Source organism: Staphylococcus auricularis (genome assembly GCF_051172115.1).
GTDB lineage: Bacteria > Bacillota > Bacilli > Staphylococcales > Staphylococcaceae > Staphylococcus > Staphylococcus auricularis_A.
In genome coordinates, this window is sequence record NZ_JBPIZN010000004.1 from 41,498 (window position 1) to 56,106 (window position 14,609).

The window sequence follows — 14,609 nt, forward strand, 5'->3', positions numbered from 1 at the left end:
TGAGTTTTTTTATGTTATTTAATTTTATTAATAAAGCGGTTGTGGACAAACCATAAATTTTATCGATTAATAAGTTCTGATTGGCAAGATTAATTGTGTCACTGAGTCGTCTTCTTTTGGTTTTAAGATAAATGGTTTCATCGTACCGAAGAATTCGACATCGACTTCATCACTGTCAATGGCTTTTAACGCATCCATCATGTATTTAGAGTTGAATGAAATTTTCAAGTTGCCACTCTCAACATCAGTAGCACTCACTTCTTCTTTAACCGTACCAATTTCAGGAGAAGTAGAAGAAAGTTCAACTAAATCATTGCCTGTGCTTAGTTTGATGACGTTGTTACCACCTTCACGTGCAAGCAATGACGCACGATCAATGGCATGATAGAATTCAGTATTTTCAATGCCTAATTTGATTTCGTAGTTTTCAGGGAACAAGCGAGACGTATCTGGATAGTGACCTTCGAGTAAACGAGAAATAAAGTTTACGTGCCCTACTCTAAACAATACTTGGTTTGAAGCGAAGAAAATATCAATATCTTCGTCGCTATCGCTCATAATTTTATTTAATTCTGAGAGTGCTTTACCTGGAATGATGACATTTTTATCTTCTGATTCATCTGCAAGCGCAAGTTTTCTTACGGCTAAGCGGTGTGAGTCTGTAGCTGTGCATATTAATTCATTGTCTTGTATAAGCCAGTTGACCCCAGTGAGTACTGGGCGTGTTTCTGAGGTGGACACCGCGAAATTCGTTTGTGCGATGATATTTTTCAATACTTTGACTGAAAGCTGAATCGCGTCATCGCGGGAAACTTCAGGTAGTAATGGGTATTGATCTGGATCTAACCCACTAAGGTTGAATTCAGAATGACCTGAAGTGATCAGTGTTTGGAATTGTGCGTTTGTAGATAATTTAACGTCGTCACCTGGTAATTTTTTAATAATATCTACGAAGAAACGACCAGGAAGTACGACTGAACCAGATTCACTGATTTCAACAATATCTTCTCCGTCAACTTGTGTTGGAATTGTGATCTCAATTGAGATTTCAGAATCTGAACCAGTAAGAATCACTTCGCTATCTTTAGCGTCGATCTTAATACCAGTTAGGATGGGTAATGTTGTACGGGGTGAAATTGCTTTTAGTGTGTCATTAAGTTGATTGATAAAATAATCTCTTTTGATTGTAAATTCCATTAAGTATAACTCCTTCCAGTCGTTATATATAAAATTATATAGGTTTTAAAGTCGTAGTAGTAGTAGTAGAGCTTGTGAATTAGTGGATAACTTGATTCATCGCAACGTGATCATAGTTTAAGTCGTGTGGATAACCTGTGCATGGTGTGTACAACTTTTACACATTATCCACAGTTTATAATAAACGAAATGCGAACATTTTGTACGTAAACTGTTATAGTACAGTGTTATTGTTTGCGAATTTCTTTTTCTAAATTCTCCACTTCTTCTTTGAATGTTGGATCTTCTTGCATGTCTTTCACAATTTTATCGTAGGCGTGAATGACTGTGGTATGATCACGGCCGCCGAATTCTTCACCAATTTTAGGTAAAGAAAAATCAGTAAGCTCGCGTGAAAGATACATTGCAATTTGGCGCGGATAAGCGATGGATTTCGTTCTTTTTTTCGCACTGAAATCTTCTATTCTTACGCTATAGTAATCTCCTACCACTTTTTGGATATCTTGAACGGTAATTTTCTTAGATTTTGGCGCTTGAATAATATCTTTAAGTGCTGCTGCAGTAAGTTCAGTTGTGATTGGTTCGTTTTGCAGTTTTGAAAATGCGATGACACGTGTAAGTGCGCCTTCTAATTCACGCACGTTGGATTCGATTTGGTTTGCGATGTAAGTCAACGCTTCAGTCGGAATTTCGAGATCTTCTTCAGCTACTTTTTTCTGTAGAATCGCCATTCGTGTTTCATAATCGGGTGGCGTAATATCTACGAGTAAGCCCCATTCAAAGCGAGAACGTAAACGATCTTCTAATTTCGCAATTTCTTTTGGCGGGCGATCGCTTGAGATAACGATTTGTTTATGTGCTTGGTGCAACTCGTTGAAGGTATGGAAAAATTCTTCTTGGGTTTGAATTTTATCCTGAATAAACTGGATGTCGTCGATTAACAGAATATCGATATTACGGTATTTATCTCTGAATTGTTGTGCTTCATTTTCACGAATAGATTTAATGAATTCGTTCATAAATTTTTCGCTTGAAGTATAGAGTACTTTCGTATCAGGATGTTCGTCTAAAATAAATTGACCGATCGCATGCATTAAATGCGTTTTACCTAAACCTACGCCGCCATAGATAAAGAGCGGATTGTAAGCTTTCGCAGGTTGTTCAGCGACAGCTAAACTTGCTGCGTGTGAAAATTGGTTACCTGGTCCGATGACGAAGGTTTCGAAGGTATTATGCTCGTTGAATTGAGCACGGCCAATTTCGGCTTCATCTACATTTTTGAATTGTGATGTTTCTGGTTCAGGTTGGGGCTGAGTTTTTGATTCTTCATTGAGACTTTGAAGTTGATCTTTAGAATAGAATTTCGGCTCAACTTCGTGGCCAATGACATCATAAATAAATCCTTTAATCACGTCGGTGTAGGATTTTTCAAGCCAACCTGCAGTAAAGTCTTCGTCCGTGACGATGACTGCTTGTTCATCTGTTAAAGAATAAAGTTCTGTTCCCTTGATAAAAGTATTGTAGCTTGGTGCGGCAATTTCTTTTTCAGCAGTTTCTAGTACTTTATCCCAAATTTCTTGTTCTGACATATTAATAACTCCAATATTAATTAATTTTAAAAGTTATACACAGAAATCACAGCAATGATTAAAAGATAATCACACCTGTGAGTAATTATCCACAAGTTAATCACAAACAGTGGATAACTTTAAGTGATTTATAGTTTATACACAGTGATTTTGGTTATAATATTAAAAAATAAATCCTAGATACATCAATCATTAGAGGACTTATCCACATAATTATACTTTTTAACATCTGATAATGTCAACTTGCTGTGAATATGTGGTTAAGTATGAGGAAATAATGTGTATTTTAAAATAGTTATCCACAGTAAAAGATGTTTCTATTGTGTATAAATTGTGGGAGGGACTAGGGACGAAAAATCATAAAAATGGGCTTGGGAAATAATTTATGAAGCTGTATAAAATATGTATATAGCGAGAAAAGAATGTTGAATAGAGCCATTCACAAAGCGATGCTAAAGCTGAACATGAAGCGGTTTATACAAAGGGATAAAGATACCAAAAACTATTAAATTGCTACTTGCTTTATAAAAAGTATTTTGTTATATTGTAGTAGTTGCTTGAATTATGACTAGATATTTATTGAGTTAAATCAAGATGTGTAGCAAAAACGAAAATAGATCTATTAATTTAGATAAAAGTTTTTCGACGATGTGTTTGAAACATGTTGTTTCAGCTATTGAGTTAGCATATTGATTTGATATCAGTGTTTGATTCAAATCATAACGAAACGTGACAAACGCCACATGAAAAACATATGAAATGATAGATAGTTGAATTAAAGATGGAGGTGTTTTTGCATGGTAAAACGTACTTATCAACCAAATAAACGTAAACACAGTAAAGTGCATGGTTTCAGAAAACGTATGAGCACTAAAAACGGTCGCAAAGTGTTGGCGCGTCGTCGTCGTAAAGGCCGCAAAGTTTTATCTGCATAAGATCACTGACTCATCAGTGGTCTTTTTTTTGCATTTAACTATTAAAATACAAATGACCCACGTTTAAAATCTGGCTGTGTGTGTAGAAATAAGAGATACAATTCAAGGACACATTCTATGTCCCTACCTTATTTGTGCACATGCTTGAGATGGAACGTTTGCGGAAAAATGTGAGAAGTAAGCAGGTGAAACAGAATGGAAAAAGCATATCGAATTAAGAAGAATAGTGATTTTCAAAATATCTATAAAAATGGCAAGTCAGTCGCCAACAGACAATTTGTTATATATTCTAAGGAAAATAATGAATCACATTTTCGTCTCGGAATTAGTGTTTCTAAAAAACTAGGTAATGCAGTGATACGTAATCGTATTAAACGTGGCATTAGAGAAAACTTTAAAGTACATAAAGCAGATATCCATGCGAAAGATATTATCGTGATTGCAAGACAACCTGCGAAAAATATGAGTACTTTAGAAATCCAAAGTAGTTTGGAACATGTGATGAAGATTGCGAAGCTCTTTAACAAGCGGATAGGGTAGGGGATAAGACACCATTCAGTATTACCTCACACAACCCGAAGTCTAACCGATTAGATGCATGCTTTAACTGTACAAGATGTTCGCAATTTAGCTCAATAGAAGATACAATATTGTAATGATTAAACGACCTATTAAGGAGGGGAGTATATGGATTTAGATACAATAACGAGTATATCCACACCTATGGGTGAAGGTGCCATCGGTATTGTGCGTATGTCTGGTGAAGATGCGATAGACATTGCAGACAAGTTATATAAAGGAAAGCAAATGTTAAAAGATGTCGCATCTCATACGATTAATTATGGCCATATCATCGATCCTGAAACAAATGAAACGGTGGAAGAAGTCATGGTTTCCGTATTACGTGCACCTAAGACGTTTACGCGTGAAAACATCGTTGAAATCAATTGTCACGGTGGTATTTTAACGATCAATCGTGTGCTTGAATTAACGATGACATATGGAGCACGCATGGCTGACCCAGGTGAATATACAAAACGGGCGTTCTTAAATGGACGTATTGATTTATCTCAAGCCGAAGCAGTTATGGACTTTATCCGTTCTAAGACTGACCGGGCGTCTAAAGTAGCGATGAATCAGCTCGAAGGCCGATTAAGTGATATGATTAAACGACAGCGACAATCCATCCTCGAAATTCTCGCACAGGTCGAAGTTAACGTCGATTATCCTGAATATGATGATGTCGAAGATGCGACGTCAGACTTTTTACTCGAACAATCTCAACAGATTAAGAAAGAGATTAATCAACTGTTAGAAACGAGTACCCAAGGGAAAATCATGAGAGAAGGACTATCTACTGTTATCGTAGGTAAACCAAACGTAGGTAAGTCTTCGATGTTAAATAATCTCTTGCAAGATAATAAAGCGATTGTCACTGAAGTTGCTGGTACAACACGTGATACATTAGAAGAATATGTCAATGTACGCGGTGTTCCGTTACGTCTTGTGGACACAGCAGGTATCCGTGACACAGAAGATATCGTTGAACGTATCGGGGTTGAACGTTCTAGAAAAGCACTCAGTGAGGCAGACCTCGTGCTCTTCGTATTAAATTATAACGAACCGTTAACTGAAGAGGATCGTCAATTATATGAAGCAGTTAAAAATGAGGATGCCATCGTTATTATTAATAAGATGGACTTAGAACAACGTTTAGATATAGATGAAGTTAAATCGTTAATTGGTGATATGCCGCTTATTCAAACTTCAATGTTAAAACAAGAAGGGATAGATGAATTAGAATTACAAATTCGTGATTTATTCTTTGGCGGTGAAGTTCAAAATCAAGATATGACCTATGTTTCTAACTCTCGTCATATTTCATTATTGAAACAAGCACGCAATACGATACAAGATGCAATAGATGCTGCAGAAGCAGGTGTACCAATGGATATGGTACAAATCGACTTAACACGCACATGGGAAATTTTAGGCGAAATCATTGGCGAATCAGCTAGCGATGAACTCATCGATCAACTCTTTAGCCAATTCTGTCTAGGTAAATAATTAAGGAGGCTAAAACATGGCTCAAACATATGATGTCATCGTCATAGGTGCAGGACATGCTGGTATCGAAGCTGGCTTGGCATCTGCACGACGTGGTGCTAAAACGTTAATGCTGACAATCAATTTAGATAATATCGCGTTTATGCCTTGTAATCCATCAGTAGGTGGACCCGCAAAAGGTATCGTGGTACGTGAAATCGATGTACTCGGCGGACAAATGGCAAAAGCGATTGATAAAACACATATTCAAATGCGTATGTTAAACACAGGTAAAGGACCTGCCGTACGTGCGTTACGTGCCCAAGCAGATAAAGTGCTTTACCAACAAGAAATGAAACGCGTCTTAGAAGAAGAAGACAATTTAGACGTCATGCAAGGTATGGTAGATGAACTCATCGTAGAAGATGATGAAGTGAAAGGTGTGCGTACAAATATAGGTACAGAATACTGGGCTTCAGCGGTAGTTGTGACTACCGGTACCTTCTTACGTGGTGAAATCATTTTAGGAACACTCAAATATTCAAGTGGTCCGAACCACCAACTTCCATCTATTCCATTATCTGATAACCTCAGATCACTCGGCTTTGAAGTTGTGAGATTCAAAACAGGTACACCACCACGTGTGAACAGCAAAACAATCGATTATTCTAAAACTGAAATTCAACCCGGTGATGATGTAGGTCGTGCATTTAGTTTTGAAACAACAGAGTACATTTTAGACCAACTTCCTTGTTGGTTGACTTACACAAATGGGGATACACACCAAGTCATCGATGATAATTTACATCTCTCAGCGATGTATTCAGGCATGGTTAAAGGTACAGGTCCTAGATATTGCCCTTCTATTGAAGATAAATTCGTGCGTTTTAATGACAAACCACGTCATCAACTCTTCTTAGAACCTGAAGGCCGTCATACAAACGAAGTGTACGTTCAAGGTTTATCTACGAGTCTTCCTGAACATGTACAACGTCAAATGCTAGAAACCATCCCAGGTTTAGAAAAAGCAGACATGATGCGCGCAGGCTACGCGATTGAATACGACGCACTTGTACCTACACAATTGTGGCCAACGCTAGAAACGAAAAAAATTAAAAACCTTTATACAGCAGGTCAAATCAACGGTACGTCTGGTTATGAAGAAGCGGCTGGACAAGGCATTATGGCTGGTATTAACGCTGCGGGTAGAGTGCTCGGTACTGGAGAAAAAATACTTAGCCGTTCAGATGGCTATATCGGCGTATTAATCGATGACCTTGTTACAAAAGGTACGAACGAACCATATCGTCTACTTACTTCAAGAGCTGAATATCGTTTATTATTACGTCATGATAATGCAGATTTACGTTTAACAGATTTAGGTTATGAACTCGGTATGATTTCTGAAGAACGTTATGCACGTTTTAACGAAAAACGCGATATGATTAATGAAGAAAAAGAACGTCTAGGAAAAATTCGTGTGAAACCACATGACCATGTTCAAGAAATTATTGAACGTGAAGGCGGTTCACGCTTGAAAGATGGTATTTTAGCCATTGACTTATTAAGACGTCCAGAAATGACTTATGATGTCATTCTAGAAATTTTAGAAGAAGAACATCGTTTACCAGAAGCGGTAGAAGAACAAGTCGAAATTCAAACAAAATACGAAGGTTATATCAATAAATCACTTCAACAAGTTGAAAAAGTAAAACGCATGGAAGAAAAACGTATTCCAGAAGACTTGGATTACAGTGTGATTGATAGCTTAGCATCAGAAGCACGTGAAAAACTCGCACAAGTTAAACCGTTAAACATCGCACAAGCTTCACGTATTTCAGGTGTAAATCCTGCAGATATTTCAATATTACTGGTATATTTAGAACAAGGAAAACTTCAAAGGGTGAAAAGCTAAAATGAGTGTTGAATGGCTAACTGAGAAATTAAGTGAACATGGAATAACATTGTCACAAGAGCAACAAGACCAATTTAATACGTATTATCAATTACTTGTTGAGTGGAATGAAAAGATGAATTTAACAAGTATTACAGACGAACATGAGGTTTATCTCAAACATTTTTATGATTCTATTACTGCAGCCTTTTACTATGACTTTGATCGTCCGCTCAGCATCTGTGATGTCGGTGCTGGGGCTGGCTTTCCTAGCATTCCGCTTAAGATTGTTTACCCAGAGTTGAAAGTGACCATCGTGGATTCATTGAATAAACGCATTCAATTTTTAAATCATCTTGCGGATGACCTGCAGTTAACAGGTGTTAGTTTTGTGCATGACCGAGCTGAAACATTTGGTAAGGGAGACTACCGGGAGTCTTATGATGTCGTGACTGCACGAGCTGTCGCACGCCTTTCAGTGTTAAGCGAATTATGCTTACCGCTTGTGAAAAAAGGTGGTCACTTCATCGCTCTGAAATCTTCGAAAGGTAAAGAAGAGTTAGAAGAAGCTGATTTTGCTATGAGCGTGTTGGGTGGTAAACTCAAAGAATCATTTATGTTTGAACTGCCAGAAGATGCTGGAGAACGACAAATGTTTGTCATTGATAAACGTTGGAAAACACCGAAGAAATATCCACGTAAGCCAGGGACACCGAATAAATCTCCTCTGTTAAACGAATCGAAATGAGATAAAACAATTAATTTAGAGGGAGCGCATAGATATGAAAAAACCTTTTTCTAAATTATTTGGTTTGAAAAATAAGGAAGATATCGTTGGTTATCAGGAAGATGATCATAAAAATGTAGAAACGATACAAACCGAACGCATCGTCCCCAATCGTTATCAACCGAGACAGGTCTTTGAACCAAATAAGATAAAAGAACTTGCAGACTCTATCGAAGAACACGGCTTATTACAACCGATCGTCGTTCGACCAATCGAAGAAAATATGTTTGAAATCATCGCTGGGGAACGCCGATTCAGAGCGTTACAGCAGTTGCAAAAACCCTTTGCAGAGGTGCTTATTCGTCACCTTAATGATGAAGAGACGGCAGTGGTCTCATTGATTGAAAACATCCAACGTGAAAATTTATCTGTGGTAGAAGAAGCGGAAGCTTATAAAAAATTATTAGAAATTGGTGAAACAACGCAGAGTGAACTCGCAAAAAGTGTAGGTAAAAGCCAAAGCTTTATTGCGAATAAACTTCGCCTTCTTAAACTCGCACCGAAAGTACTTGAAAAGTTAAGAGAAAATAAAATTACTGAACGCCATGCCAGAGCGTTATTAAGTTTATCTGACGAAAAACAAGAAGAACTCGTTGATACGATTATTCAACAGAAATTGAATGTGAAACAAACAGAAGCCCGTGTAAAACAACTTGTAGGCCCGGAAAAAGTAAAAGCGCAAACATTTGATTTTGCGAAAGATTTAACGCAAGCGCGCGAAGAAGTTGGAAAAAGTATCGAAAACATTCAACGTAGTGGTGTACGGGTCGAACAAAAAATGAAAGATCACGAGTCTTACTACGAAATTAAAATTAAACTGTATAAACATTAAGATATTAAGAAAAGGTCAGGACCAGTTAGAGTCCTGACCTTTTTTAGTTATGGTGTGTCTTATTTGTTCGCTTCGTTTTTACGTTGACGTCTGTTAAAGAAGAATGAGCCAACTAAACTGATGAGTGCGAGACCAAATGCTGCGGCAAAGACAACATAGTTTGATTCAGTATCACCACTTGTTTGTGGGTTCGTAGCTTGTTGACTATTAGATCCACTTTGAGCTGAATTATTCGAAGCATCAGATGTTGTTGATGCTGCTGGTGATGTACTGTTGTTAGATGTAGCATTGTTTGTCATCGTACCGTCTTGACCTGAAGCAGTGTCGCTAGGTGTTGTTGCAGCGTCAGATGAAGTACCAGAACCACCATTCATATCGTTTGATGCGTTGCTAAGTACTGTATCTTGTTCTGCATTACCATTACCTTCAGTTTGATCAAATGCGTCATTTGAATCAGAAGCCATTTGACCCATTTCTGGAACTGCTTTTTCTAAAAGAATTTGCGTTGTGTAATGGTTGTCATAGTTAATACCTGGAACAACGATGTGTACTTTCGCATCGAACTGTTCCATACCTGGTTGAACTTCAACGTGTACAGTACGCGTATCGTTTTGTTCTTTCACAGTTGTCATCGGTAATTTTTGACCGTTGTGATAGATATCAAATGCTTTCCACCATGAGGCATGGTCGATCGTAAATTCAAGGTATTGTTTACCATCTTTAGTTACGAGATGTGCTGGATGCTGCATATAGCCATCCATCACAGAAATTTGATTTGTACCATTCTTAACGACTTTGAAGTTAATTGCTTGTTGATTAACGTCTTGTTGTTTTTGATCTGGTTTTTTATTGTTTGTTGCATCGTTATGTTGGTGATGATTGTTTTGATTTGTACCATTCATGTTAGTTGCATCTGTATCATGTGAATGATGATGTTTCGAAGGTTTATCACCTTTTTGATGCTCATGATTTGATGACGGTTTATCTGGTTTTTGTTCTGAAGTAGACCCTTCATCTGATGATGGTTTGTCGCCTTGTTGATCGTTTGATGAAGGTGCTTCGTTGTTAGAAGGTTTGTCGCCTTCATCTTGTTGTTCGTCTTTAGCTGGAGCGTCTTTTTCAACTTCAGGAATCGCTTGGTCAAATTCGAGTTGAGTTGTGTAATGGTTATCGTAATGTAAACCAGGTACACCTGTTACAACGATATGCACTTTAGAATTTAATACTTTTGTGCCTGGTTGCACTTCGAATTCGATGAGACGTTGATCATTTGCTTCTGAAACTGTACGGATATCTAATTTTTTACCGTCTTCATACAATTCAAATGCTCTCCACCATGAAGCATTGTTTAAGTTCACTTGGACATATTGTTTACCATTTTTAGTGATTAATTTAGCTGGGTGCGTCATGTACGTATCCATTACAGACTGTTCTTTCGTACCATCTTTATGCACTTGGTAACCAATGTTTTGTACTTTTTGAGCTGCTTCGTTTGCTGAATCTTCTTTTTTAGGCGGATTTGTCGATGGTGCAGTTGGTTGTGTTGCTTGGTTGTCTTCCGCCGGTTTATCTACTTCGTTGTCAGCAGGTTTATTGCTGTCTTCTGACGGTTTGTCCGCATCGTTGTCTGATGGTTTGTTGCTGTCATCTGATGGTTTGTCTGCATCATTGTCCGCCGGTTTATCTCCCGGATTGTCTGAAGGCTGTTCTGCGCCGTTATCTACAGGTTTATTGCCGTCTTCAGATGGTTTTTCAGCTTCGTTGTCCGCCGGTTTGTTACCGTCTTCTGAAGGCTTGTCTCCTTCGTTGTCAGCAGGTTTGTCGCTGTCTTCCGAAGGTTTATCTGCGTCATTGTCTGCCGGTTTGTTGCCGTCTTCCGAAGGTTTATCCGCATCGTTGTCAGCAGGTTTGTCTGTTTCTTCTGAAGGTTTGTCTGCGTCATTGTCGGCAGGCTTGTTGCCATCTTCCGAAGGTTTATCCGCTTCATTATCTGCAGGTTTATCTCCCGCATTATCAGAAGGCTGTTCAGCGCCGTTATCTACAGGTGGTGTTGTTTCGTTGTCTGTAGGTGGTTGTGTATTTTCTTCTGGTTTTTCTTCTTCATTCACAACTGGTGCAGGTACTGGAGATTTGAAATGAATTTGTGTCGTATATTTATGGTTATAGTTCAGGTTCGGAATACCAGTCACGATGATGTGGACTTTAGAATTTAAGTCAGTCGTACCTGGTGTGATTTCAGCACGGACCACACGTTTATCATTTTCTTTATCTTCCACAACCACTTGTGTCGGTAATTGACGGTCACCTTCGTATAATTCAAATGATTTCCACCAGTCTGCATATTGGAGTGTGAAGTCTACGTATGTTTTACCATTCTCGTGAACGAGTTTGGCAGGTTTTTCCATGTAGCCATCCATGACAGATGTTTGTGTTGTACCATCTTTATACACTTCGTAGTCAATTGTTTCTTGACCTACTGCTGGATTTGCTTGTGACGTATCAGATGGTGCAGTCGGTGTTGCTTCGTTTGCGCCGTGGTTACCTTCTGCAGGTGTAGTACCTTGATCAGCAGGTGCTTCTGGTGTTGCATTGTTCGTATTGTCAGGTGCTGGTGTTGTTTCACTAGGTGCGTTCCCTGCGTTGTCATTTGTATTTGGTGCAGTAGTCTCTTCAGGTTGAGTTGGTGTTTCCTGATCGGCAGGTGCATCTACTTTAATATAAGTTGTGTGTTGCATTAAGCCCATAGGACCTGCATTAATGCCTACTGTTGCTTGGTATAAGGCTTGATCTTTATTGTATGGGAACATTACGGTTTTCGTATCATTTGCTTCGTCTAAAGCAATCGCGTTTACCGATTGTAAGCCTTGGCCACTATCTACCTTGAAATCTTGCCAAAGTTTTTGTCTTGTAATGGTTAACACGACCATTTTTTGACCATTCACTTCTACGATCTTACCAGAAGTTGTGTCCATTGAACGTTGCATAGAAGAGACATCTTGTTGATTCTCTTTCAGCACGGTAAATGATACGGGTTGTGTTTTACTTTCATCAAAGTTTTGGGGTGTAATTTGATGGAAAGCAGGATCACCTGCATTATTTTCTGCTGGTAGTACATGGCCATTAAGCCCAAATGATGTACCGATGGCTGGATGTTGGGTAAGAGTTGTAGCGACTAAAGTTGTGGCTACTAACGTTTTCCAGGATTTACTCATTAATTGTCACCTCTGTTGTATTTTCTGTTGACGAATAGGGTCATGATGAATAGGATGAGCGCGACTGCTGGTACTGCGTAGAAATACATAGGGAGGCCTGCTGATGTTTGTGGGTTTTCTACGGCTTTTTCACTGCTTCCAGATTGTGGTGTTGCAGATGAAGAGGAAGCGGTCGTTGTATCGCTAGATCCTTTATCAGTAGTTTGATCTGATGTTGTAGCTGTAGCTGCTGCTGAGTTGTCATCTCCTTTGAATAGATATGTAATGTTGTAATGATGGTCGTATTTGAATGGTTTGCCATTAACTTCTTCATCGATATAGACATCTATCGTGCCTTGAACTTTTCCTGATGTTTTACTAATTTCATAAGCTGTTGTACGTTCATCTTTGGCTTTATCTTCGTTAATGACAGTCCCTTTCTTTCCTTCAATGGTCATGCCAGTAATCCAGTGGGCATGATTAACGGTAATGAGGGCTTTGCCATCGTCAGTGATTTTAGCGGGTTTGTTAAAATAATCATTGGCGATCGAGGTATCCTCAGTATTGTATTTCAATACTTCGTAGTTCAAATCTTTCTCTGCTGCTGAGACATTTGGGTTCAGTCCTATGAAGGCGAGAACTGTAAAAATGATACTCATGACTAACAAGCGTTTTGCTCTACTCATACACATGCTCCTTCCTGATGCTTAAGAAAAAATTACACCTCTGCTTTAATATTATTGAAAACGATTCTCAAAGCCAACAAAATTTTTAATAGTTTGAAAACGATTTAGGCATTGTCATGACGGGTATTTAACTACTTCATGAGATCCATTAAGGATTAAGGTGCTTTTTATATATAAAAATAAATAGTCTACAACATAGAATTAACCACTTTAACCTCTTGTTTTAATAAGAATTGGGAAACCTGTTAAAATGTTTCACGTTAAACATTTTGAGGGAAGGTTTCATTTTCTAAAAATGTGTGACTGCGGGCATGTTTAAAAGTGAAAAATAAAACGGAGGTCTCTCTGAGGGAATACTTCAACACGCCATCGTGATAGAGTTATTTTAAGTTGATATTTAAATACGATATAATTAAGCAAATGATGACGTGAAATGGAGGAGAAAATATGACTGAAGAAGCTAAACCAGCTTTAAGCTATGACAAAGTGAAAAGTGTGGTCCCTTTTGCGAATGGAGAAGATCAAATTCAAACTGTAACAGCTGAACCGTGGCTTAAAATTGCAGATGAAGGTGTACAGTTAGAAGGATTGTGCTTCGATAGAGAAGAAAACTTGTATTTATGTGAAGTATTCGGTGGTAAAATCTACCGCGTTGATCTACCTGAAAAAACAGTTTCAAATGTCTTTACCTCAACAAAAGAAAAACCCGCTTCAGTAAAAATTCATAAAGATGGTCGTCTATTTATCAGTTATTTAGGTGACTTCAAAAGTTCAGGTGGCATCTATGCCGTAAAACCAGATGGTTCCGCATTTGACGATATCATTTCTGATATCAATACAGAATATTGTGTGGATGATTTAGTATTTGATAGTAAAGGTGGTTTCTACTTTACTGACTTTAGAGGCTATTCAACTAATCCAATCGGTGGTGTTTATTACGTTGATCCAGACTATCAATCTGTGACACCTGTGATTCAAAATATCGCAGTCGCAAATGGTGTCGCGTTAAGTAAAGATGAACGTGTGCTCTGGGTAACAGAAACGAATGCGAATCGACTACATCGTATTGAGTTAGAAGATGACGGCGTGACTGTTGCCCCATTTGGTGCCTCTATACCATATCGTTTCACAGGGCATGATGGTCCAGACTCTTGTTGTATCGATGATGACGATAATTTATACGTTGCAATGTATCAACAAGGTCGTGTAATGGTGTTTAACGATCGTGGTAACCCTATCGGACAAATCTTAATTCCAGGGCGTGACGAAGGTCATATGTTACGTTCAACGCATCCAGCGTTTATTCCTGGCACAAACCAATTAATTATCTGTTCTAACGATATGGATAATGACGGCGATTCATGGCTGTTTACTGCCCAAGGTTTTGGTAAAGCGCACAACAGTTATCAATTTCATTAATGACAAATGATTATATTAAAACTTAAAAAAGAG

At 38.3% G+C, this 14,609-nt stretch carries 11 protein-coding genes; 7 read left to right on the top strand and 4 right to left on the bottom strand.

Annotated elements, in window-relative coordinates; genetic code table 11:
• Positions 1–66: 66 nt before the first annotated feature.
• Together dnaN and dnaA are read right to left on the bottom strand one after the other, a co-directional pair.
• Complete coding sequence (dnaN, locus tag ACSBRB_RS08095; protein WP_435032368.1) at positions 67–1,197, bottom strand: DNA polymerase III subunit beta; 1,131 nt, start codon at positions 1,195–1,197, stop codon at positions 67–69.
• 227 nt (positions 1,198–1,424) lie between these two features.
• Entirely contained in the window at positions 1,425–2,786 is a 1,362-nt protein-coding gene (dnaA, locus tag ACSBRB_RS08100; protein WP_203071456.1) for a chromosomal replication initiator protein DnaA, read from the bottom strand.
• A gap of 797 nt (positions 2,787–3,583) precedes the next feature.
• Here dnaA and rpmH point away from each other — a divergent pair.
• From rpmH to ACSBRB_RS08130, 6 genes are all read left to right on the top strand, one after another.
• On the top strand, positions 3,584–3,721 hold the full coding sequence (rpmH, locus tag ACSBRB_RS08105; protein ID WP_000240855.1) for a 50S ribosomal protein L34: 138 nt from the start codon (positions 3,584–3,586) through the stop codon (positions 3,719–3,721).
• Between the two features lie 195 nt (positions 3,722–3,916).
• Positions 3,917–4,261, top strand: a complete 345-nt coding sequence (gene rnpA, locus ACSBRB_RS08110) for a ribonuclease P protein component (protein WP_435032369.1) — start codon at positions 3,917–3,919, stop codon at positions 4,259–4,261.
• Positions 4,262–4,408: 147 nt separating this feature from the next.
• Positions 4,409–5,788: a tRNA uridine-5-carboxymethylaminomethyl(34) synthesis GTPase MnmE gene (mnmE, locus tag ACSBRB_RS08115; RefSeq protein ID WP_435032370.1), complete on the top strand. Its 1,380-nt coding sequence runs from the start codon at positions 4,409–4,411 to the stop codon at positions 5,786–5,788.
• Between the two features lie 16 nt (positions 5,789–5,804).
• Positions 5,805–7,682: a tRNA uridine-5-carboxymethylaminomethyl(34) synthesis enzyme MnmG gene (mnmG, locus tag ACSBRB_RS08120; RefSeq protein WP_435032372.1), complete on the top strand. Its 1,878-nt coding sequence runs from the start codon at positions 5,805–5,807 to the stop codon at positions 7,680–7,682.
• Position 7,683: 1 nt separating this feature from the next.
• Positions 7,684–8,409 (top strand): 16S rRNA (guanine(527)-N(7))-methyltransferase RsmG, encoded by a 726-nt coding sequence (gene rsmG, locus ACSBRB_RS08125; protein ID WP_059107048.1) that lies wholly within the window; start codon positions 7,684–7,686, stop codon positions 8,407–8,409.
• Between the two features lie 34 nt (positions 8,410–8,443).
• Complete coding sequence (locus ACSBRB_RS08130; protein ID WP_203071457.1) at positions 8,444–9,280, top strand: ParB/RepB/Spo0J family partition protein; 837 nt, start codon at positions 8,444–8,446, stop codon at positions 9,278–9,280.
• 59 nt (positions 9,281–9,339) lie between these two features.
• Here ACSBRB_RS08130 and ACSBRB_RS08135 read toward each other — a convergent pair whose 3' ends face one another.
• Both ACSBRB_RS08135 and isdC read right to left on the bottom strand, forming a co-directional pair.
• Positions 9,340–12,492, bottom strand: a complete 3,153-nt coding sequence (locus ACSBRB_RS08135; protein WP_435032373.1) for an NEAT domain-containing protein — start codon at positions 12,490–12,492, stop codon at positions 9,340–9,342.
• Positions 12,492–13,157, bottom strand: a complete 666-nt coding sequence (isdC, locus tag ACSBRB_RS08140) for a heme uptake protein IsdC (protein WP_435032374.1) — start codon at positions 13,155–13,157, stop codon at positions 12,492–12,494. Before isdC ends, ACSBRB_RS08135 begins: the two co-directional genes overlap by 1 nt.
• A gap of 447 nt (positions 13,158–13,604) precedes the next feature.
• On the opposite strand from isdC, the gene ACSBRB_RS08145 reads away from it, so the two are divergent.
• The gene (locus ACSBRB_RS08145; RefSeq protein ID WP_150888374.1) at positions 13,605–14,576 is read left to right on the top strand and encodes an SMP-30/gluconolactonase/LRE family protein; all 972 of its coding nucleotides are present in this window, start codon (positions 13,605–13,607) and stop codon (positions 14,574–14,576) included.
• Positions 14,577–14,609 lie beyond the last annotated feature (33 nt).